Annotated in this window: 19 protein-coding genes; 8 read left to right on the top strand and 11 right to left on the bottom strand. The window is 66.1% G+C overall.

Annotated elements, in window-relative coordinates; genetic code table 11:
- Nucleotides 1-143: 143 nt before the first annotated feature.
- A complete protein-coding gene (locus tag LXE91_RS20000) occupies nucleotides 144-392 on the bottom strand; it encodes a hypothetical protein (RefSeq protein WP_039344123.1) in 249 nt (82 codons plus the stop codon).
- A gap of 617 nt (nucleotides 393-1,009) precedes the next feature.
- Complete coding sequence (locus tag LXE91_RS19995; RefSeq protein ID WP_039344125.1) at nucleotides 1,010-1,444, bottom strand: universal stress protein; 435 nt, start codon at nucleotides 1,442-1,444, stop codon at nucleotides 1,010-1,012.
- 368 nt (nucleotides 1,445-1,812) lie between these two features.
- On the opposite strand from LXE91_RS19995, the gene LXE91_RS19990 reads away from it, so the two are divergent.
- From LXE91_RS19990 to LXE91_RS19980, 3 genes are all read left to right on the top strand, one after another.
- Nucleotides 1,813-3,297: an amidase gene (locus LXE91_RS19990; protein WP_039344126.1), complete on the top strand. Its 1,485-nt coding sequence runs from the start codon at nucleotides 1,813-1,815 to the stop codon at nucleotides 3,295-3,297.
- A 349-nt stretch (nucleotides 3,298-3,646) separates the two neighbouring features.
- Nucleotides 3,647-4,333, top strand: coding sequence for a hypothetical protein (locus LXE91_RS19985; RefSeq protein WP_039344199.1), 687 nt, complete (start codon nucleotides 3,647-3,649; stop codon nucleotides 4,331-4,333).
- A gap of 120 nt (nucleotides 4,334-4,453) precedes the next feature.
- Nucleotides 4,454-5,284, top strand: a complete 831-nt coding sequence (locus tag LXE91_RS19980; RefSeq protein ID WP_039344128.1) for an arylamine N-acetyltransferase family protein — start codon at nucleotides 4,454-4,456, stop codon at nucleotides 5,282-5,284.
- A 242-nt stretch (nucleotides 5,285-5,526) separates the two neighbouring features.
- Here the strand turns inward: LXE91_RS19980 and LXE91_RS19975 are convergent, their stop codons facing one another.
- From LXE91_RS19975 to LXE91_RS19960, 4 genes are all read right to left on the bottom strand, one after another.
- Nucleotides 5,527-6,099: a hypothetical protein gene (locus LXE91_RS19975; RefSeq protein ID WP_007180433.1), complete on the bottom strand. Its 573-nt coding sequence runs from the start codon at nucleotides 6,097-6,099 to the stop codon at nucleotides 5,527-5,529.
- 76 nt (nucleotides 6,100-6,175) lie between these two features.
- Nucleotides 6,176-6,439, bottom strand: a complete 264-nt coding sequence (locus LXE91_RS19970; protein WP_007180432.1) for a hypothetical protein — start codon at nucleotides 6,437-6,439, stop codon at nucleotides 6,176-6,178.
- On the bottom strand, nucleotides 6,436-6,771 hold the full coding sequence (locus LXE91_RS19965) for a hypothetical protein (protein WP_278068155.1): 336 nt from the start codon (nucleotides 6,769-6,771) through the stop codon (nucleotides 6,436-6,438). The genes LXE91_RS19970 and LXE91_RS19965 overlap by 4 nt, the downstream gene beginning before the upstream one ends.
- Nucleotides 6,772-6,793: 22 nt before the next feature.
- Nucleotides 6,794-9,820 (bottom strand): Tn3 family transposase, encoded by a 3,027-nt coding sequence (locus LXE91_RS19960; RefSeq protein WP_278068154.1) that lies wholly within the window; start codon nucleotides 9,818-9,820, stop codon nucleotides 6,794-6,796.
- A 143-nt stretch (nucleotides 9,821-9,963) separates the two neighbouring features.
- On the opposite strand from LXE91_RS19960, the gene LXE91_RS19955 reads away from it, so the two are divergent.
- The 4 genes from LXE91_RS19955 to LXE91_RS19940 are packed head-to-tail and all read left to right on the top strand — an operon-like array spanning nucleotide 9,964 to nucleotide 13,130.
- Nucleotides 9,964-11,655, top strand: a complete 1,692-nt coding sequence (locus tag LXE91_RS19955) for a site-specific integrase (protein WP_007180429.1) — start codon at nucleotides 9,964-9,966, stop codon at nucleotides 11,653-11,655.
- A 45-nt stretch (nucleotides 11,656-11,700) separates the two neighbouring features.
- A complete protein-coding gene (locus LXE91_RS19950; RefSeq protein WP_046543628.1) occupies nucleotides 11,701-11,910 on the top strand; it encodes a ribbon-helix-helix domain-containing protein in 210 nt (69 codons plus the stop codon).
- A gap of 1 nt (nucleotide 11,911) precedes the next feature.
- Nucleotides 11,912-12,262, top strand: a complete 351-nt coding sequence (locus LXE91_RS19945) for a VOC family protein (protein WP_039344132.1) — start codon at nucleotides 11,912-11,914, stop codon at nucleotides 12,260-12,262.
- 7 nt (nucleotides 12,263-12,269) lie between these two features.
- Nucleotides 12,270-13,130, top strand: a complete 861-nt coding sequence (locus LXE91_RS19940) for a class I SAM-dependent methyltransferase (protein WP_039344133.1) — start codon at nucleotides 12,270-12,272, stop codon at nucleotides 13,128-13,130.
- 40 nt (nucleotides 13,131-13,170) lie between these two features.
- On the opposite strand, the gene LXE91_RS19935 is transcribed toward LXE91_RS19940, so the two are convergent.
- The 4 genes from LXE91_RS19935 to LXE91_RS19920 form a co-directional block, all read right to left on the bottom strand.
- Nucleotides 13,171-18,012 (bottom strand): NAD-glutamate dehydrogenase, encoded by a 4,842-nt coding sequence (locus tag LXE91_RS19935; protein ID WP_039344135.1) that lies wholly within the window; start codon nucleotides 18,010-18,012, stop codon nucleotides 13,171-13,173.
- A 192-nt stretch (nucleotides 18,013-18,204) separates the two neighbouring features.
- Nucleotides 18,205-18,393, bottom strand: coding sequence for a 4-oxalocrotonate tautomerase (locus tag LXE91_RS19930; RefSeq protein ID WP_039344138.1), 189 nt, complete (start codon nucleotides 18,391-18,393; stop codon nucleotides 18,205-18,207).
- 51 nt (nucleotides 18,394-18,444) lie between these two features.
- Complete coding sequence (locus LXE91_RS19925) at nucleotides 18,445-19,221, bottom strand: class II aldolase/adducin family protein (RefSeq protein ID WP_039344140.1); 777 nt, start codon at nucleotides 19,219-19,221, stop codon at nucleotides 18,445-18,447.
- Complete coding sequence (locus LXE91_RS19920) at nucleotides 19,196-20,089, bottom strand: urea transporter (protein WP_039344142.1); 894 nt, start codon at nucleotides 20,087-20,089, stop codon at nucleotides 19,196-19,198. Before LXE91_RS19920 ends, LXE91_RS19925 begins: the two co-directional genes overlap by 26 nt.
- A gap of 259 nt (nucleotides 20,090-20,348) precedes the next feature.
- Here LXE91_RS19920 and LXE91_RS19915 point away from each other — a divergent pair, with 259 nt between their 5' ends.
- Entirely contained in the window at nucleotides 20,349-20,915 is a 567-nt protein-coding gene (locus tag LXE91_RS19915) for a putative glycolipid-binding domain-containing protein (RefSeq protein WP_039344144.1), read from the top strand.
- On the opposite strand, the gene LXE91_RS19910 is transcribed toward LXE91_RS19915, so the two are convergent.
- Nucleotides 20,864-21,787, bottom strand: coding sequence for an alpha/beta fold hydrolase (locus tag LXE91_RS19910; RefSeq protein ID WP_039344145.1), 924 nt, complete (start codon nucleotides 21,785-21,787; stop codon nucleotides 20,864-20,866). The genes LXE91_RS19915 and LXE91_RS19910 overlap by 52 nt on opposite strands.
- Nucleotides 21,788-21,791: the final 4 nt, after the last annotated feature.

Below are 21,791 nucleotides of genomic sequence, written 5' to 3'. Positions count from 1 at the left end.
CATGCAGACGTACGGCGTGACCACCGTCAAGGCCGTGACATGTGTCGCGACATCGATCGAAAAAGCGGGAATGAATGCGGGCGCGTGCGGTTCCGGTTCAGCCGTCGTGACCTGAGCGTGACCGGGGCGTCACCTGGCACCCGTCAGCGGTTCGCCAGCGCGACGTCCTGATTGCCGCGCCCCGTCACCAGGCAGCCCGACATGAAGGCTTCGCTCTGGCTGCTGGCGGCTGCTTCGCCGAAGCCGCGGCCGAGCGCGTCGACCTTCACCTGCGCGGCACCCTGTTCGCACGCGAGCGGGCTGGTGTCGCGGCCCTGCGCATGCAGGATCGCGCGATCGCCAATGAGATACGCCAGCAGCGCGAAAACAGCGATATGTACGGCTCGTCTCATGGTTCGTCTCCTCGTGGCTCAAGCGTAACGCGGACCCGTTCGACGAAGCACTTGGGGGTTCCCCCGGTAAACGTCTGCTGAAATGGGGGCGTGCCGAGTGATCCCGTCCCGTTTTTCGTGGTGTGCGGGAGGAGGGAAGGCGTTGCTTCAGTGCGCGTGGCAGGCGAAACCGGACGGGCAGTGAGGCATTCGCGCGACGGTCGTCCGTGCGACAGGCGCGCGATTCACGGGAGTTTGACGAATGTCAGGATACGGACGGGAGGGGGCGGTCGCGCAGCCGTTCAAGGCGATAGCATGAATTCATGATTTGACGGAACGCGATCGCGAAGGAATGCATCGGTTCCGGCAAGCAGGTGCGTGTTGAACATCGCTATCGAAATAGTGAGGAATCCAAATGCTTAACGTCTCTTCCGTTCTGATCAGCCTCGCCCCGATGTGGGCCATCCTGCTCGTTGCGTCAACGGCCGCCGCTTATTTCGTGTTCTGGCGCAAGGCCATCAAGTAAGCGCTGCAGGCAGGTCGATCCGCGTGTGGGCGGCAACGCGCACACGTGTCATACCGCTCATTGCAATTCATCGGCCCGTCACCGAACGAGCCGCCGCCGCGCGTCATCCCCGTCATTGCACGGCCGTGACCGGCACATTCGAAATCCGCACCAGCCGGCTCATCACGCTGCGACGGAACACCGACAGCAGCGCATGCAACGGGTCGTGCCGAGGCGCGACGACCACGATCTCGTCGCAGCCCGTTTCCGCCGCCACGGCCGCGATCGTATCGGCCACCGGGCCGACCTTCATCACGACGCTGTACTTGACGCCGGCTTCCTTCAGGATCCGCTCGGCCATGGCCAGATCGTCGGACGCGAATTTCTCCTCGATCGAACGCAGCCGCGACAGCGGATGGTAGGCCTCGAGCCGCGTCGATTCGAGCGGTGCCTGAACGTTGATCAGCACGATCTCCGACGCGCACCGTTCGCGATACAGGAATGTCGCGTGGCGAACCGCCTGAAGCGAGCGGGGAGAGTGGCCGACCGGAACCAGCAGCTTGAGCATGAATGTTGTCCAGGGAACGAGATGATTCCAGCGTAGCGCGCCGCCGGGCCGGACGATCTAAAGAGAACGGGCGAGCGCGTAAAAATGTCGTTAACGCGCGCACGCCTCGTGCTGCGCCTAATAGAAATATAAGAAATTTAAGTTTATGCGCATAAACGATTTCATCGGCCGGGGCGGCGCGTGCGAAACGGGGGGCGCCGCTCCGATTCAGTCGGAACCGCAATGAATCGCGGCGGAAAATATCCGAAGTTGCTGCTCGGGCGTCGCGTAGAGTAGTGCATCGGCCGCGCCGCGGCCGCTCCCGGCTGGCTCGGGAGCGACCGCCGCCAAGCGGCCCGCCATTCCATTCCGATTCCAGGAGACTCCGCATGCCGTACGGCGCCCCGCAGCTTCTCGCCCCCGCTTCCATCCCCGTCGACCCGATCGTGCGCCTGTCGGCGGGCGAGCTCGCGTCGGCGATCCGCGGCAAGGCCGTGTCGTGCGTCGAGACGATGCGCGCGTATCTCGATCACGTCGAGCGCGTGAATGGCGCGGTCAATGCGATCGTCGCGCTGCGCGATCGCGACGTACTGCTTGCCGAGGCCGCGGAAAAGGATGCCGCGCTGGCGCGCGGCGAGTACCACGGCTGGATGCACGGGATGCCGCAGGCGCCGAAGGATCTGGCGATGACGAAGGGGCTGCGGACGACCTACGGCTCGCCGATCTTCCGCGAGAACGTGCCGCAGGCCGATTCCGTGTGCGTCGCGCGGATGCGCGCGGCCGGCGCGATCTTCATCGGCAAGACCAATACGCCCGAATTCGGCCTCGGCTCGCACACGTTCAACGAGGTCTACGGCGCGACGCGCAACCCTTACGACCTGACGAAGAGCGCGGGCGGCAGCAGCGGCGGCACGGCGGCGGCGCTCGCGTCACGGATGCTGCCGGTGGCGGACGGCAGCGATTTCGGCGGTTCGCTGCGCAATCCGGCTGCGTTCTGCAACATCTACGGCTTTCGTCCGTCGCAGGGCCGCGTGCCGCGCTGGCCGGGCGTCGACGTGTTCGTGCAGCAGCTCGGCATCGAAGGGCCGATGGGCCGTACCGTCGGCGACGTCGCGCAACTGCTCGCGATCCAGGCCGGCTACGACCGCAATGATCCGCTGTCGCTCGCGGACGATCCGGCCGTGTTCGCGCAGCCGCTCGACGCCGACCTGCGCGGCAAGCGCATCGCGTGGGTCGGCGACTGGAACGGCTATCTCGCGACCGAGGCCGGCGTGCTCGCGCTGTGCGAACAAGGGCTGGCGACGCTGCGCGAGATCGGCTGCGACGTCGATGCCGCGCTGCCGGCGTTCGCGCCCGACCGGATCTGGCGCCTGTGGCTCGCGCACCGGCACCTGCTGTCCGGCGGCGGGCTGCTTGCCCTCTATCGCGACCCGGCGCGGCGCGCGCTGCTCAAGCCCGAGGCGATCTACGAGGTCGAAGGGCTGCTCGCGATGCAGGGCGCGGCCGTGTTCGACGCGAGCGTCGAGCGCACCGCGTGGCATCAGGCCGTGCTGAGCTTCTTCGACCGCTACGACTTCATCGCGGCGCCGACGGCGCAGGTGTTCCCGTTCGACGTCGACCAGCGCTGGCCGAAGGAGATCGCGGGCCGTGCGATGGATACCTATCACCGCTGGATGGAGACGGTCGTGCCGTGGACGCTGGCCGGCTGCCCGGTGATCAGCGTGCCGGTCGGCTTCAACGACGCGGGGCTGCCGATGGGGATGCAGCTGATCGGGCGTCCGCGTGCCGATCTCGCCGTGCTCCAGCTCGCGCGCGGTTACGAGAAGGCGGCTGACCGGGTCGGCGGGCGGGTGCCGGCGTGGATGGCTGCATAACGGCGTCGCCGGCAGGCAGCCGGTCGCGGCTGGATGACGAAACGGGCAGCGACACGCTGCCCGTTTCTTTTACATCGCTCGACGCGGAGCGCGTCGGCGGATGCGTTCCGTCGCGACACCGGCGCAAGCCGGAACCGCCATCCATTGACGCAACCGGAGAAAGAATCGCGATACGTGCGCGGCATCGCGCGGCAAACGCACGCGAATCTGCGCGACGGGGCCCGTCGGCCGCCGAATTGCAAGCCGCTGCGCAGCGTGATTTCGTTTCGATGTGTTTCAGTCGTTGCGGCCGTGCGCGGCGCGCTTCGACAATATCAGCCTCAACAAGATTCAGGCACGAGGGAAACACATGAAGCAGATTCGCGCGACGGGCCGGTACCTGGCCTCGGCAGGCATTGCGTTCGGCCTCCTGGCAAGCGGCGCCGCGCATGCGCAGCTCGACCTGCAGTCGATCGGCGCATCGCTGCTCGGCGGCGGGCAGCAGCAGGCGGCGCCCGCGCAGGGCGGCGTCGCGCAATTGCTGCAGGCCTATGTCGGCGCGAACCAGCAGGTGCTGACCGGCCAGTCGTCGCTTGCGTCGGCGATGGGCCTGACCGGCGCGGCCGGGCAGGCGCAACAGGCCGCGAGCCAGCTGACCGGCGGCGATGCGCTGACGCCGGCCGCGCTGTCGCAGATGGGCGGCGCGCAGCAATCGGTATCGCAGGCGCTCGGCCAGGCATTCGCGAGCGGCGGTGCGACGCACGGCCCGATCGACAAGCAGGCGTTCAGCAACGGCCTCGCGTCGCTCGGGCAGGGGCTCACGCGGTATTCGCAACTGCAGTCGGGGCTCGGCAATCTCGGGTCGACGAGCGCGGCGTCGCTGTTGCAGTCGGGCCTGAATCCGCAGAACATGCAGGCTGCGTCGTATATCGCGCAAAGCGCGCCGGGCCAGTTGCAGTCGCTCGCGACGACGCTCAGCCAGGCCGTGCAGTTCGCGACGAGCCAGGGCATTTCGGTGCCGTCGGTCGCATCGTCCGCGCTGAAGCTGCTGCCGTAACGTTGCGCGGGGCCGCGCGCGATGCGGCGCCGGCATCGCGCGACGACGAAGATGACCCCACCCAACATGGGGATGGCGCACGATGCTATCGTGGCGTGTCCCTTTTTTCGGTGCAGGTTCATGACAGACTCGTTCGACCTCTCGCGCTATTTCTCCCGCATCGGCTACGACGGCCCGGTCGAGCCGACGCTCGACGTGCTGCGCCGGCTGCATCTGCTGCACCCGCAGGCGATTCCGTTCGAAAACCTCAATCCGCTGACCGGTGCGCGCGTCGCGCTCGACCTGCCGTCGATCGCCGACAAGGTGCTCGCGCATCGCCGTGGCGGCTACTGCTTCGAACTCAACAAACTGTTCTACGCCGCGCTCACGGCGATCGGTTTTCGCGTGACGCCGATGATCGCGCGCGTGCGCTGGATGCAGCCGCCGGAAGTCGCCACCGCGCATACGCACATGCTGCTGCGCATCGATCTCGACGGCGCGGCCTGGCTCGCGGACATCGGCTTCGGCAGCGCGACGCTCACCGCGCCGCTGCGTTTCGTGCGGGACGAGCGGCAACTGACGCCGCACGGCGCGTTTCGCGTCGTCGCCGCGCCGGTCGACGGTGAATTCGACATGCAGATCGAGACGCCCGACGGCTGGCAGACCACCTATCGCTTCCAGCCGAAGCGGGTCGAGTGGATCGATTACGACGCCGCGAACTGGTTCACGTCGACGTACCCCGAATCGATCTTTCTGCATAACCTGATCGCCTGCCGCGTGCTGCCGGACGGCCGTGCCGCGCTGCGCAACACCACGCTGACGATCCGCGACGCGGCGGGCGTCGGGCGCACCGTCACGTTCGACGATGCGGCCGCATGGGGCGCGTGCCTGCGCGACACGATCGGCATCGACACGACGGGATTCGATCTCGACGCGCTGTTTGCGCGACTGGCGGCGCCCGCCGCCGCATAACCCGGATCACGATCGGTAGACGACTGCGGCCCGCTTCCACGGGCCGTGCCCTCGGTTGACATTTGCTAGATTGCTAGCATACTAGCAATCATGACCGACGAAGAAGGGGATCTACGCCGGAACCCCAGAAAATTCCGTCGTTCCACATTGTGAACATTAATCGGCTTATTCCAGCCGAAGAATGTTGGAGCGACGTCCGGTGAGTGACATGACGGTCTCGGTCACACGGACCATCAGGACCGTTACGCGGGGCCCAGTTCGATTACATTGTGGGACAGGTCGAGACAATCTTCGCAGTCCCGGCAAACCCAGTGCAGCATCGGCCCGACCGGATCTGGATGGTCGCTGAACGTTGTCAGCGCCGCGTCGTACTGAGCATCGGACGTGCTCGAGCGCAGTATCCGCTCGAGATTAGACTCGATGCTGTCCAGGCTGCATTCACCGATGCCGGACTTGAACACCGTCACACCGCCTGACGGGTTGACCGCGAAGAAGAAAAACGCCTTCGTGTCGACCATGTGCGACAGGATTGTCCTGGCGATGAAGTTGCTCGGATTGATCAGCGCATTGAAGATGCGGTAGCCGTAAAACTCTAAGCCGAAGTGTACGACCTCGAAGTCGTCGGTGCCGCGTATCGAGTGGCCAAAGTTGAAACCGCTGCGTGTTACGTCGTTCGGAATGTCATCCACCGGCCGCAGTGCCAGGCAAGCATAGTGCGTCTGGCCCTCGGCCACGAGTCCCATCGCAAAGCAGGGCGCGCGCTCGGCCAGCAAGGCCTCGACAAAATTCCGGTTCATGCGGAGCGTTGGCAGCATCGGGCATCCTTCATCGTGAATCAAATCAACATTTGCCGACCTGGCTGTGCGGTGCGTCGACGTCGAACATCAAAGGCTATACATCGTCGAGCTCGAACAGCGCGCGATCGGCGGGCCGCGACAGATAATCGTCCATCATCGCGCGGAAATCGGCTTCATCCCACTCGCCGCGATCGACACGCCGCAGCAACGCCTCGCCGGCCAGCATGATCTTTCGCTCGCGATCCGCGCGCGTTTGCTTGACCTGCTGGCGCTGCGCCTTAGCTGCCGCTTTGCGGGCTGTTTTCAGCTCCTGCAGCTTTTCGTCTGTCGCATCGAGACGACGTTTCAGCATGTTCATTCTGGCGTCCTGTTCGAAGAAGCGGTTTGCGCGGGAAACCGGCGCGCCGGCGTGCGCCGGTTCGTTACATTCGCGCCGTACTGTCGCGCCCAGGTGCGTACCGAGGGAGCGATATCGACTAACGTCGGCGGCATGTTCGGCAACACATCCATCGTCCAGCCACCCAGCCGCTTTGGCGCAATATACGCCGGTCGCCAGCTGCCGTCGGCCAGGATATCGATCACGAACAGCGACGTGCCGACGCTCAGTCGCCAGGTGTTGACCACGGCTGGGGGTAAAGGATTACCGGTTGTGGCATCGTATTCCACCGTAACAGGAATAAGGGATTCCAAGCCAGAACCGCCGAAAATTCGATCACTCCAATTCGAGCCCTGCAATGAGCGCGTCGAGGTCGATTTTGTTGTCGCTTTGAAAAGTGTAGTGCCCGTTCAAAAGGATATGCCGCCGGGCTGCCGGTGATATCTGCGTAAGCCGCGCCAGCATCTTGGCGTTGCCACTGGCCTCCCATTTCGTCAGTAGATGCGACAGAATCGCCGAGTTGTAAAAAATGATGACGTTGGCGATCAGCCGGGCGCACTGGTTGCTGATCTCGATTTCGATGTCGGTGCGGCCGGTCAATTCCTTCTTGCCGCCGACCTGGGCGATGGTCGAACGAAGCTGATGGTAAGACTCGAGGCGGTTTTGGGAGCGATGCACGTTTCGCTCGAGCTGCGGGTCGCGCAGGTAACGCAACGTGTAGATGGTACGAATGAGCTTATCGAACTCAAAAATCGCGCGACGTGTCGGGTTTTCCTGCGAGTACGTACATAGTTTGCGGATCAGCGAGCCCTGCGTGATCTCTTTGAGGCCCAGCGTGGCGACGATCTGATCGATATTTGTCTTCTCACTGGTGATGAGCTGCCGATCGATTTGTCCGATCGGCTGAATCAGGCATTTCTCGTACAGCGCCGGGTCGTCGATACAATACAATTCCTGCAACTGGTCATCGAGGTTTGTGAAGCGAGGCTCGAAGCGCAACCCGAACCAATACAGGATAGCGAAGTTGGCTTTGTTGATGCTGTGCATGTCGCCGGTGATCGCAGTCGGCACTATATCCGACGTGTTGCGATACCAGATGTCGAACACGTGATGCGCCTCGTACTCGTGCGCGCCGATTAGGTAGCCGTTCAACGGGACATGATTGCACAGCAGCGTGTAGGCGACGACGCCTTTGCCTCGTCCGAAGTATTTGCGCGAGTAACGCGCCTTCACGGTCGGTCGCTCGACGCCGAATTTCTGCCCATCGACGGCGCTGTACAGCGCATCGAGATCGAACGAGTAGTACGGGAAGATCGGCAGCGCGGCGATGGCGTTGCTGATGCAGTCGTTGGCCGCATGCAGCGTCGCCTGACGCAGATACTGCTGGTAGGTGCTATCCAGAACGTGGTACGGAATGTCGCTGGTGCGCGCCATGACATGGTTGCCATGGTTCATTGCCTGAGCGATGATAACCGCCATCAGGCTATCGGCGTCCGCTACCTTCTTCGCGTAGCGCGGCTGCAATGGCGTCAGCGCCGACAGGAACTGGCACTGGCCGTTGACGAAGCGGAACACGTCGGCAACATCGCAGAATGGCAGTTGCTCGTAGAATGCCTGCTCACGCACCTTCTGGTTCTCGGTTTTCGGTTTGCGCCAAATCAGCTTCTGCGTATCCTTGTCGTATTCCGGGTGCGTAAGCTTGCCCTGTTTCAGCTCTCGGTTGAAGGCCAGCCATTGTGCATGCAACTCGGCCGCTAACGCATCGAGTTGGGCATCGATTGGCTGCTGCAGGAACGGGATCTCCATCTGCGCCAGCGCGTCGGCCTTCTCGTTCATCGAAACAAGCTCGTCGGAGAAGTGACGATGTTGCAGACTGTCGTCGAGATAGATCTCTCCCGACTGGAAGCGCTTCCGGATCTGGCGGTACAACCAGAATTCGTAGCGATCGGCGTGCAAACCGGTCGGCTGACCATCAGCGCCGAAGATCAGCAGGTACGGTCGCAGGCGCTTCGGCAGCGTGGCCGCGGGACATTCGGCGAGCGGTCGTTGTGACAGGCGCTGCTGTTTGGCGAAGGCCCCCTTGACCCAAGCCAGCGCCGCGAGCCACGGGTTGTCTGGGGAGGTGCCGACGAAGTCGAGCTCGACGTACAAGGGGCGCAGGTGACGGCGAATACGTTTGGCTAGGCCGTCCACCGCCAACCAGTGTAGTGCCAGTTGACTCAGCGGCTTGACCGTCATGCGTTGCGCCGTGTTTTGTAGCACATCTTTGGCCATGATTTTATAGGCGCGCTGACGCACCTCGCCGAACGGCGTCGGATCGGCTACGCTGTCGTCCACATAGAGCGACAACAGGCGGCCGATCTGCGGCGTTTCCCGATGGCGTTTTACTTGCTCGGCGATGAGTGACTGTTTCGCGCCCGCGCTGCTTTCTTCCTCGAGCTGCTTCATGTGGAAGGCCATCGCATCGACCGAGTTGTCGGTGAGCTGTCGGAAGCGCACCCGGGCGTAACACAGCAGGTAGAGCTGCGCCTGATCCGCCTTCAGGTTGCGCAGGTCGTGGACGGTATAGAAGTTCGCCAGGCTTGCGTAGTACAGCACGTTCTGCTGCGAGATATCCAGCCGGGGCAGCAGCGTCCTGGCGATTTCGTGCAACGGCTGCAGCGTGCCGCGCTTTTCGCGTTCGCGGACCATCTGACGCCAGCCGAAATTCTTGGCATCCTGTTTCAGCGCCGCCAGTTTCGACAGAGTATCATCGCGCACCAGAAGTTGGTCTAGCGCGGTTTGGGTCAATTCGTCCAATACGCCGGTGAGCAGGTCGCCCAGCCGCCGACGTTCGACGGACAGGGCTTCGCTGACTAGCTCTTGCAAGGTCGTGTAGCCGGGCCGGATCATCTTGTGCTCATTGAGCCACACGATGAGCTCGGCGGCGACGAATCCCGGTGTCACGTCGCGACGTACGATCTGCGCGGCCTGCTGCATGAGTTGCGGCAGGAAGGCGGCCACCCACGGTCGATAGCCGTACAGTTCAGCGATCTGTTCGCGCTGGGCGTAGTACTCGTGCCGGGTGATCGGCTTGCGTTCGAACGGCTCGCCGTGGAAATAGCGGCTCAACACGAAATCGTAATCGTCCTCAACCTCGTCCCAATCGAAGCGGAAGAAGGCGTGCTTGGACTTGAAGTAGCCAATCTGCAAGATGCAATAGACCTGCGCGGGTATGGAGGGCCGGCTACTGGCGAGCGCCAGTTCGGATTCGGTCAATGCCAGGTATTCCAGCCGCTGCGCATCGTCGAAATCAGGCAGGCCATACAGGGCTTCCTGTTCGGCGTCGGAAAAGACGCTGAGCAGCTTATTCTTGTTGATCATCGACCATCCTCTCCACGCAACGTCAGATCCTTCAATTTTGTGATATCACGACATGGGGTACGACAGAAATATTGAACTCCCGCATTCTACAGAGATAAGCTTTATTATCTCTGTGGCATTGTTTCCATATTAAACTCGATGACATGAAAACGCGCCCCACGAGCCCGTCCGCCGCCGACATCCCGACCGACTTTCCTGATGCTGATGCACTGGCAGCGCTGCGTGCCTGGTACGAGGGCGCATCCTCGCGTGAGGCGGCACACCGGTACATGCAAGATCGGCTCAGCCACAGCCAGTCAGCCCGCGGCGTCATCGGCCAGATCCGCCGGCAACTGGCACTTTATGCCCGTAACCGACAGCGGGCAGATCTGGCCACGCTGTTCGAATGCCCGGCCCAAAAGCGTATGCATCATGCGCGCGCCACCACGCAGGCTGTCGAGCTACTGCGCATCATGCCTGCGCCAGCTCCGCAGATCGGCGACGACATTGCGCACTGGCTGCCGAATCGCGCTGCCCGCACCCTGCACGCGGCCGGCATCCGGACCCTGGCCGATCTCACGGTACGGATTCCGCGTCGCCGGCAGTGGTGGACCGTCATTCCGGGTCTCGGGCCGGCCAGTGCAAGAAGGATCGAGGCCTTCTTTGCCGCGTACCCGGCGCTCACGGAGCGGGCCCGCGCACTGATCATCGCGGATCGGCAGTCAGTCGTGACGCCTTGGGAGCAACTACGGCTACCGCACGAGATCGACGGATCCGCCGGCGCCTTCCGCGCACCGGTGTCGGCCTGCATCCTCGGCGTCGACAACGATTACGACGCTATCCAGGCATGGCTCGCGTTGCACGAATCCCCGGCCACGCAGCGGGCCTACCGCAAGGAAGCCGAACGGCTGATTCTCTGGGGCATCGTTGCTCGCGGCAAGGCGCTGTCTTCGCTGACCACCCGGGATGCCACCGACTACAGGGCGTTTCTGCGCAGACCTACACCGCGAGAACGCTGGGTCGGGCCACCGCGGCCGCGCACATCAACGGACTGGCGCCCGTTTGTCGACAACCTCTCGGCCCGTTCGATTGCGCATGCGCTTGCCGTGCTCAGCGCCATGTTCCGCTGGCTGGTCGAGCAGCGCTACGTCGTGGCCAACCCATTCTCCGGCATCAAGGTACGCGGCAGCAAGCGCGCCATGGCTCTTGAAACCTCGCACGCTTTCACCGAAGGAGAATGGATGCTGACGCGCACCATCGCCAACGGGCTCGAGTGGTCGTACGGCTGGCAGGCGCCCGCTGCGCAACGGTTGCGGTTCATGCTGGATTTCGGCTACGCAACGGGACTGCGGATCAGCGAACTGGCTGACGCCACACTGCGCAGCATCGAAGTCGACGCAGCCGGTGATCACTGGCTGCACGTGGTCGGCAAGGGCGGCAAGCCAGCCCGCGTTACCCTGACACCCCTAGCGCGCACAGCGCTGGACCGATATCTGCAGGAGCGGGGGCTTCCTGTCAGCCGTGCTCACTGGAATCCGACCACGTCCCTGATTGGCAGCCTTGACGACGCCGATGCCGGCATCAAGCCCTTGCGGCTGTGGGAAGTCATGCGCCGGTTTTTTCGGCTCGTCGCGCAGATTATCAAGAACGACCATCCGGTGCTGGCTGAAAAGCTGCATCGGGCCTCTCCGCACTGGATGCGGCACACCCATGCGACCCACGCGATCGCCAGAGGGGTTGAGCTGAGCGCCGTACGAGATAACCTGCGTCACGCGTCGATTTCGACCACGTCGATTTACTTGCATACCGACGATGTAAAGCGGGCACGGCAGTTCGGGCAGGCATTTACCGACTGAGTTACTCGCTCGGCACGTCAGGCAACAAACCGATTGACGTTCACAATGTGGAATGACGGAATTTTCTGGGGTTCCGGCGTAGAACCCCAAGAAGTGAAGCAGTTCAACGTGTACCTGCCGCTCAGCCTGATCCGGCAGGTCAAGCATCGCGCCATCGAAACGGAGCAATCGCTGTCCGCGCTGGTGGCCGACGCATTGCGCGCGTACCTGGCCGCGCCGCCGCCGGGCGCGGGGCCGTCCACCAAGGAGGAGTGACATGTCATCCGAGCGAATCGAAGCCGTGTACCTGACGACGCACAACTGGGGCAAGTCGGCGAAGTTCTTCCAGGCGCTGGGCTTCACGCTGGAGTTCGAAACCGATCACCAGTCGGGCCAGCTGCGCAGCGGCGACGGCCCCTTTCTGTTCATCGCCGAAGTGCCGCCGGGCGAGACGCCGGACATGCAGGTCGTGCTCAAGGTGGCGGATGAGCAGGCAGTGCGGCCGCAGCCGATCGTCGACGTCGTCACGCCGTTCGAGGACACCCACTGGGGCACGCGCGACATGACCGTGCGCGATCCGGACGGTCGCGTGTGGCGCCTGCAGGCGCCGGGCAAGCAGGGCGCGTGAGGCGGCCATGACCGAACCCCGCGAAAGCGCCCCCGACAGCACCGCGGCGCGCGTCGCGCTGTGGCGCGCGCTGCACGTCGAACTCGACGCGCCGCCGCACGTGCTCGCCGACGAAGTCGGGCTGCAACTGCTCGCGCCGGAACCCGGCTGGCAGCAGCGCGGCGACATGGATCCGCAGTTCACGCGGCCGTTCCGCGCGTCGATCGTCGCCCGGGCACGCTTCATCGAGGATTGGGTGGTCGAACAGGCCGCGCGCGGCGTGAGCCAGTACGTGATCCTCGGCGCGGGCCTCGACAGTTTCGTGCAGCGCCGGCCGGAGATGGCGTCGCGCGTGACTGTCTTCGAAGTCGACCCGCCCGCGCCGCAGGCATGGAAGCAGCGTCGCCTGGTCGAGCTCGGTTTCGGCGTGCCCGACTGGCTGCGTTTCGTGCCGGTCGATTTCGAGGCGAAGCAGTCCTGGCGTGCTGCGCTGGTCGGCGCGGGCTTTGATGCCGGCAAGCCGGCGGTCGTGGTGTCGACCGGCGTCAGCATGTACCTGACGCACGAGGCGAATGCGGCCGCGTTGCGCGAAGTCGCGTCGCTCGCGCCGGGCTCGACGCTCGCGATGACGTTCCTGTTGCCGCTGGAGAATGCGGATCCGGACGTGCGCCCCGGGCTGGAAATGGCCGCGAAGGGCGCGCGCGCCAGCGGCACGCCGTTCATCAGCTTCTTCATGCCGGCGCAGATCCAGGCGCTCGCGCGGGAGGCCGGCTTCGCGCAAGCCGCGCACGTATCGGCCGCCGATCTGACGCGCCGTTACTTCGCCGATCGCACCGACGGCCTGCGGCCGCCGGACAACGCGGAAGAGCTGCTGATCGCGACGGTCTGAGCGGGCCCGGCCACAGCGACCACGGCAACCACGGCAACCATCACGCCCGTTCGAGCACGGCCATCTCCCGCACGACCACGAGCAGCACCGCGAGGCTCGCGCCGCCTGATGCGCGCAGGTCCGCGAGCAGGTGCTCGTAGCGCGCGAGCGCGGTTTCGCGGCGCGCGCGCCACGCGCCGACGATCGTCTCCGGCGTCGTCGAATCCGGCGATTCCGCGAGTGCGCTCGTCGCGAGCGTGCGCTTGAGGCGCGCGACTTCCGCGAGCGCGGCCGCGCGCGCCAGCATGTCCCAGTGCGTCGGCGTCGGCAGCGTCGCCGCGCGTTCGCCGATCCAGCTGTAATTGAGCAGCGTGCCGAGCGAGAAATAGACGCCCGCGACGAGTTCGAGGCTGCGGTTGCCGGTCGCGGCCACTTCGGCGATATCGAGCAGCGCGGCCGAGATGTCGCCGCTCGCGACGCGCACCGCGAGCGCACTGTCGACACCGGCTTCGACCAGCACGCGCTGCCGTTCGGACAGCGCGTCGAGATCGCCGGCCGGCAGCAGCGACGGCAGTTGCGGCGCAAGCCGCTCCGCCGCGTCGCGGCAGCGCGCGATCAGCTCGGTGACGCCTCCGTCGGCCACCGCGCCGGATTGCAGGTGCCGCAGGAACCACAGCGCCGCGCGCTCCAGCAGCCGCGCGACGTCGACGAACATGCGCGCCTGCACGTCGTCGGCGACGCGGTTGTCGAGTGCGTCGATATCGCGCCACACCGCATCGAGGTCGAACACGTCGCGCGCCATGATGCACGCCCGCACGATGTCGCCGGGCTTCGCGTCGGTTTCCTCCATCAGCCGGTGCACGAACGTGCAGCCGACGCGGTTGACGAGCGCATTGGTCAGGTGCGTCGCGAGGATCTCGCGGCGCAGCGGATGGCGGCGCATCGGCTCGCTGAAGCGCTGCTGCAGCGGCTTCGGGAAGTAGTCGACGAGCATCGCGGCCACCAGCGGATCCTCGGGCACGTCGGATTCGAGCAGCGCGTCGTACAGCCACATCTTGCTGTACGCGAGCAGTACCGCGCGTTCCGGCGACGTGAGGCCGAGCTTCGCGGCCTGCCGTTCGGTGACTTCATCGTCGGTCGGCAGGAATTCGATCACGCGATTCAGGCGGCCCGCGCGTTCGAGCCAGCGCATCAGGCGCGCTTCGGCATCGAGCAGCTCGACCGCGTAGCGGCCGGCGATCGACAGCGCCTGCGTCTGGTAGTAGTTGTCGCGCAGCACGAGCAGCCCGACTTCGTCGGTCATCTCCGCGAGCAGCGCGTTGCGCTGCTTCTCGGTCATCTCGCCGTCGGACACGACGAGCCCGAGCAGGATCTTGATGTTGACTTCGTGATCCGAACAATCGACACCGGCCGAATTGTCGATCGCATCGGTGTTGATGCGCCCGCCGCGTTGCGCGAACTCGATCCGGCCGAACTGCGTGCAGCCGAGGTTGCCGCCTTCGCCGACCACCTTGCAGCGCAGGTCCGCGCCGTTCACGCGCACCGCGTCGTTCGCGCGGTCGCCCACCTGAAGATGGGTTTCGCGCGCCGCCTTCACGTAGGTGCCGATGCCGCCGTTGTACAGCAGGTCGACCGGCGCCTGGAGGATCGCGCGGATCAGCTCGGCCGGCGGCAGCGCATTCGCGTCGATGCCGAGCGCGGCCTGCACGGCCGGCGACAGCGGGATCGTCTTCGCGGTGCGCGGATAGACGCCGCCGCCCGTCGAAATCGCGGCCGGATCGTAGTCGGCCCAGCTCGAGCGTTCGAGCGCGAACACGCGCGCGCGCTCGGCGAAGCTCGTCGCGGGATCGGGGTTCGGGTCGAGGAACACGTGCCGGTGATCGAATGCGGCGACGAGCCGGATATGCGGCGACAGCAGCATCCCGTTACCGAACACGTCGCCCGACATGTCGCCGACGCCGACTACCGTGAAGTCGGTCGTCTGCGTGTCGATGCCCATCTCGCGGAAGTGCCGCTTCACCGATTCCCACGCGCCGCGCGCGGTGATCGCCATCTTCTTGTGGTCGTAGCCGACCGAGCCGCCGGACGCGAATGCGTCGTCGAGCCAGAAGCCGTATTCGTGCGAGATCGCGTTCGCGTAGTCGGAGAAGGTGGCCGTGCCCTTGTCGGCCGCGACGACCAGGTAAGGGTCGTCCGGATCGTGACGCACGACGTCGGGCGGCGGCACGATCGCGTTGCTCACGAGGTTGTCGGTCAGGTCGAGCAGGCCGCGCAGGAAGGTCTGGTAGCACGCGATGCCTTCGCGCATCCACGCTTCGCGATCGCTCGGCGGCGGCGGGTGCTTCACGACGAAGCCGCCTTTCGAGCCGACCGGCACGATCACGACGTTCTTCACCATCTGCGCCTTCATCAGCCCGAGCACCTCGGTGCGGAAATCCTCGCGGCGATCCGACCAGCGCAGGCCGCCGCGCGCGACGCGCCCGCCGCGCAGGTGCACGCCTTCGACACGCGGCGAATACACCCAGATTTCGAACATCGGTTTCGGTTCGGGCAGCCCGGGCACCTTCGCCGGATTGAACTTGAACGACAGGTACGGTTTCGGTTCGCCGTTCGCATCGAGCAGGAAGTAGTTGGTGCGCTCGGTCGCGTTGATCACGCCGAGGAACTGGCGCAGGATGCGGTCCTCGTCGAGGTTCGGCACCTGGTCGAGCGCGCCCTCGATTGCCGTCAGAAGCCGCTCGGCCTGCACGTCGCGCGTGTCGCCGGTGGCCGGGTCGAAACGCAGCAGGAACAGCTCGACGAGCTGCCGCGCGATCGCCGGGTTGCCGGTCAGCGCGCGCTCGATATACGCGTCGCTGAAGGTCGAGCCGACTTGCCGCAGGTACTTCGCATACGCGCGCAGGATCGTCACTTCGCGTGCGCTCAGATGGGCGCGCAGCACGAGGCGGTTGAAGTCGTCGTTCTCGATCCGGCCGCTCCAGATCTGGTCGAACGCGTCCTCGAACAGGCCCTTCACGCGCTCGATGTCGAATTCGGTGTCGTCGGCGAGCTCGAGGCCGAAGTCGTGTACCCACGCATGCGCGGCGTCCTGCGTCTGGATCCGGTACGGCCGCTCCTCGTCGACGCGCACGCCGAGATGCTCGAGCATCGGCAGGCTGCGCGACAGCGCGATCGGGTCGCCTGCGCGATAGACCTTGAAGCGGAACGCACGCGCTTCGGCCTCGATCGGCCGGTACAGGTTCATCGCGAGCTGCCCCGAATCCTTCACGCGCTCGATCAGCTCGATGTCGCGCACGGCGGTGCGCGCCGGATAGTCGTCGCGATAGCCGGCCGGGAACGAATCGGCATAGCGCTGCAGCAGGCGGTTGCCTTGCTCTTCGCCGAATGCGTCGAGCAGCGCGTCGGCGAGATCGTCCTGCCAGCGGCGCGTGACCTGCACGAGCCGCGTTTCGAGCTCGCGCGTGTCGACGTCGGGCATCGTGCCCGGTTCCGCATGGACGACGAAATGAATGCGCGCGATCGCCGATTCCGACAGCAGCGGCGTGAATTCGACGGTCACGCCGTTGTACGCATCGATGAGCAGCTTCGCGATGCGCCGGCGCAGGTCGGTGTTGTACTTGTCGCGCGGCACGAACACGAGGCACGACACGAAGCGGTCGAAGCGGTCGCGGCGCACGAACAGGCGCGTGCGCTGGTGTTCCTGCAGCCGCAGGATGCCGAGCGCGATGTCGTAGAGCTGGTCTTCGTCGGCCTGGAACAGCTCGTCGCGCGGATAGGTTTCGAGCACCGTCACGAGCGACTTGCCGAGATGCCCCTTCGGCAGGAAGCCCGCGCGCCGCACGATGTTCGCGCACTTGCGGCGCACGATCGGGATATCCGCATACGAGCCGAAATAGGCCGTCGACGTATAAAGCCCGATGAAGCGGCGCTCGCCCGCGACCTTGCCGTCCGGCCCGACGAGTTTCACGCCCACGTAGTCGAGATAGCCGGGCCGGTGCACGGTCGCGCGCGAATTCGCCTTGGTCAGGAAGATCGGCCACGCGCCGGTGATGATGTCGGCCGCGGCCGGCGGCAGCGGCGTGACGTCGGGCGTGCCCGACGTGCGCAGCGATTCGCGCAGGATGCCGAAGCCGGTGCCCTCGACGCCGCGCAGCCCGAAGCCCGTGCCGTCGGACACCAGCGCGTAGTCGCGCTGGCCGAGGAACGTGAAGTGATCGGCGGCCATCCATTCGAGGAATGCGCGCGCTTCGATGTCTTCCGCGGTCGATTCGCGCGCCTTCATTTCCTTGATCGTCGCGCGCGCGATCTCGACGATCTTCGGCCAGTCTTCCACCGACGCGCGCACGTCGCCGAGCACGTGGGCGATGTCGTTGCGCAACGTGTCGAGCAGCGCGGCATCGCCGCAGCGGTCGACTTCGAAATGGATGAACGACGCGAGTTGCGACTGGCCGTCGCCGGGCGTCGCGCCGCCTGCGTCGACGCGCTCGATGCCGCCGTCGCGGCCGCGCCAGATGCGGAATACCGGGTGCAGTGCCGAATGCAGCGCGAGCCCGAGGCGGTTGACGGCCATCGTCACCGAATCGACGAGGAACGGCATGTCGTCGTTGACGATCTCGATGACCGTGTGATCGGAATGCCAGCCGTGCTGTTCGAGGATCGGGTTGTACACGCGCAGCCGTTCGCTGCCGGGCACGAATTTCTGGGCGGTCTGCCAGTGCGCCATCGCGGCGCCGTAGAGATCGGCGATGCTGCGGCTCTGCAGATCGTCGGCATCGACGAAATCGTAGTAATGACGCAGGAAGGGTTCGACGATCCGGAACGTGGCTTCGGGCAGGCGCCCGCGCGCGAATTCGACGACGTCGGAGAGCAGGTGTGCGACGACTTCCTCGTTCTTCGCTTCCATGGCGGTCTCCTCGTCGGGTGGCCATCGGCTGCTGCGTCTGTCCGGCATTATGCGCCGATTGCGTGACAAAGCGATGTGCGGGCGCACAACGGGCGGCGGCCGGAGAAGGCCGCGTGCAGCGCCCGTCGCGGTCGCTGCTGCGAGTGTATCAGTGCAGCGCAGGCAGCGCCGAAGCGACGCCGCCTTTGACGCTCAGCGCTCGTCGCTCCACAGCTTGCCGGCCGTCGCCCAGTTCTCTTTCTTCACGTCGGTGAGGATGATGTCGACCGAGCCCGGCTCGCAGCCGAGCGTCTCGCACGTGACGCGCGTGATGGCTTCGACGAATGCGCGCTTCTGGTCGACGGTGCGGCCTTCGAAGAGCTGGATATTGAAAGTCGGCATGATGGAGTGCTCCGATGGTTGGGGTGAATGATGCGTTGAAAGCCGGCGTCGTCAGTCGCGATACGTCGGATCGATCCGGTCGAGCCGGCGCAGCAGCGCCGGCCATTCCAGTTCGCCCTCGATCGCGCCGCCGTCGCGCAGCTGTTCGGCGGTTCGGTCGGCGACGGCCGGGTCGGGCAGCACGAGCGGCCCGCCGCCGGCCTGCGCGCGCACCTGGATGTCGCACGCCTTGATCAGCGTGTCCATCAGCACATAGGCTTCGGCCACGGTGCGGCCGACCGTCAGCGTGCCGTGGTTGCGCAGCAGCATCGCGGATTTCGCGCCGAGGCTCGCGGTCAGCCGCGCGCCCTCGGCCGGCGAGAACGCGAGCGCCTCGTAGTCGTGGTACCCGAGGTCGCCGTGAAACCGTAGCGCGTGCTGCGACGCGGGCAGCAGCCCGTCGCGCTGGATCGACACGGCGATGCCGGCCGTATCGTGCAGATGCATCACGCACACGGCGTCGGCGCGCGCGGCATGCACGGCCGCGTGCAGCGCGAAGCCCGTCACGTTGACCGCATGCTCGCTGTCGCCGATGCGGTCGCCGGCCAGGTCGATCTTCACGAGATTCGACGCGCGGACTTCGTCGAACGTGAGGCCGAACGGGTTGATCAGGAAGTGGCCGGGCTCGCCGGGCACGGTCGCGGAAAGGTGCGTGTAGATCAGGTCGTCCCAGCCGTTCAGTGCGACGAGCCGGTACGCGGCGGCGAGGTCGACGCGCATCCGGCGTTCGGCGTCCGAGATCGGGCCGCCGGGTTTCACGGCATCAGGACGGTGTGCGAATGACGACATCGGGTTCTCCGAGGGTGAAGCGGCGGGCGACGATGACCGTGACCCACGACGCGAGCGCGAACGGCGCCGTGAACGCGGGTATGCCGGCGCGCGTCGCGAGCCACTGGATCAGCGCGGCGAGTGCGGCGGCCGCGAACGCCGCGCGCGGGCCTTGCGGCATCAGCGCGAGTGCGGCGAGCGCGCCGTTGAAGCCGAGCAGGCCGTCCGCGAACGATGCGCCGCTCGCGCCGAGCGCGACCAGCAGCACGGTCGATGCCAGCGCGCCGCCAAGCGCGAACGCGGCCGCGCGGCGCGATGCAACGGCGAGGCCGGCGACGATCAGCACGCCGGCCCATGCACCTTGCGCGAAGGTGGTCTGCGCGACGCCTGACAGAAGGGCGTCGGCGGCGGCAACAAGCGTCAGCGCCGGGGAGGCCATCGCGCCGCCCGCATGCTGCAGCGCGACAAACGGGAGCCACAGCGCGGTGACGATGAGGCACGGGCTCGAATACGGGCACTGGCGCCAGCGTACGAGAGGCTTGCGCATCGCGCGGTGCACGAGCGCCGCGCCGATCGAGACCAGCGGCACCAGTACGAAGGCGGCGAGCTGATGCGGCGCGAACTGCACGGCGATCAGCGCGGCGAGCGCGCCGTTGAAGCCGTGCAGCCCCTGCCCGACGTCGCGGCGCTCGGCGCCCGTCAGCACCGCCGTCATGCTGGCGGCGGCCGAGCCGACCAGCGCCGCGCTCGCGAGCCGCAAGTCGGTCAGCGCCAGCGCGGCGAGCAGCAGCGCGCCGGTGAGCGCATTCGCCTGCAGCACGATCTGCCCGATGCCGCGCAGCAGGATACGCAGGTCGATCGACGGCGAAACGGGGCGGGCGGTAGGCATGGTGGCGGCGGAACAGGACGAGCCGCGAGCATAGGACACAATCTCATGCACCGGAATAGGGAATTCCGGATAGTCGGGATTTGTGGTCGATGCCCCGAAACGGTGAATCCCGCCGTCGATTCGTGCCCGCACGCCGCGCCGTTGGCCCGTTTGACGGGGTGCCCCGTTCGGGAATCGAATCCTGGTGATGGCCGGCACCTTCGCCGAGCGATCTGTGCGACGATGCCTCGCATCGTCCGGAATACCGGGAGGGGCAGAGATGCGCGAAGTGCGTTGGGCGTCGCTCGAAGGCGACGGAGTCGAACATCTGACGTTCGACCGGAGCGGCGGCGGGATCGTCGTCGAAAGCGCGGTGGTCGGCCAGCGGTACGGCCGTGCGTACGGGCTCGCGTATCGCGTCGAGTGCGATACGCACTGGCGCGTGACCCATGCGGTGCTCAAGGTGATGGGCGGCGGCACGCTCGAATTGCGCGGCGACGGCGCCGGCCACTGGCACGACGGCTCGGGCCGCGCACTGCCGGAACTCGACGGCTGCATCGACATCGACATCGCGGCGACGCCGTTCACGAATTCGCTGCCGATCGGCCGCCTCGGGCTCGCGCGCGGCGAGCGGCAACCGATCGACGTCGCGTACATCTCGACGCCGGACCTGAAGGTCACGCCGGTCAAGCAGGCCTACGCGTGCCTCGAGCCGGGCCGGCGCTACCGTTACGAAGGGATCTTCCGCGACTTCACGGCCGAGATGGAGATCGACGACGACGGGCTCGTCGTCGATTACGAAACGCTGTTCAGACGCCTCCCGGCGCCGGCGCCCGCGGTGCGCTGAACCCTGGCGGCGACCGGGGTGAGCGGCGGCCGCTCCTGCGCGGACGCGAAGCGGTCGATCCGCGACGCGATCATGTCGGGGTGGCGCAGCACGATCCAGTGCGTGCCGTCGATCTCCTCGCGCACGTGGTCGCCGAGCCAGCGGTCGAGGTCGACCGACATCTCGGGCGTCACGTAGCGGTCGCGCACCGGCACCAGGATCTGCACGGGCGCCTGCGCGTACCGCTCGCGCGGCTTGCGGGCCCGTGCGATGAAGTTCGCGCGGTACAGCTGCAGCCCGTTCAGCGCGTTCTTCAGTTGCACGGGATCGCGCTCCGCACGCACGCGCTCGGTGAGCTGCAACCAGCGCGGCCACAATGCCGCGCCGCCGAGCCGCCATACCAGCGACGGCACGAGCGGCAGGTGGAAGAACGCGATGTACCACGACTTCAGGCTTTGCTTGAGCCGCATCTTCGCGCGGAACACGTGATCGAGGCACGGGCCCGAGATCGACGTGTACGACGCGATCCGGCCGCGGAACGCGGGGTCGGTCACGGCCTCCCAGCACTGGATCGAGCCCCAGTCGTGGCCGACGAGGTGAAATGGCCGGCCGCCGCAGGTTGCGTCGGCCACCGCCTTCAGGTCGGCGGCGAGCCGTTCGAGCGTGTAGTCGGCACGGCGGCGCGGCGCGTCGGACGCACCGGCGCCGCGCACGTCGTACGCGATCACGCGGTAGCGCTTCGCGAGCCGCGCCCGGATCGGCGCCCACACGGCCGCCGAGTCGGGGTAGCCGTGCACGAGGATCAGCGGCGGCGCGCGACGCGACCCGCTGACGTAGACGGCGAGTTTCACGTCGCCGGACTGGACGGTCAGCATCTCGTGAGCGCGTGCCATGGCG

The organism is Burkholderia contaminans (assembly GCF_029633825.1).
GTDB classification, from domain to species: domain Bacteria; phylum Pseudomonadota; class Gammaproteobacteria; order Burkholderiales; family Burkholderiaceae; genus Burkholderia; species Burkholderia contaminans.
The sequence above is the reverse complement of the archived record's forward strand: the minus strand, read 5'-3'. Positions and strand labels throughout refer to the sequence as shown.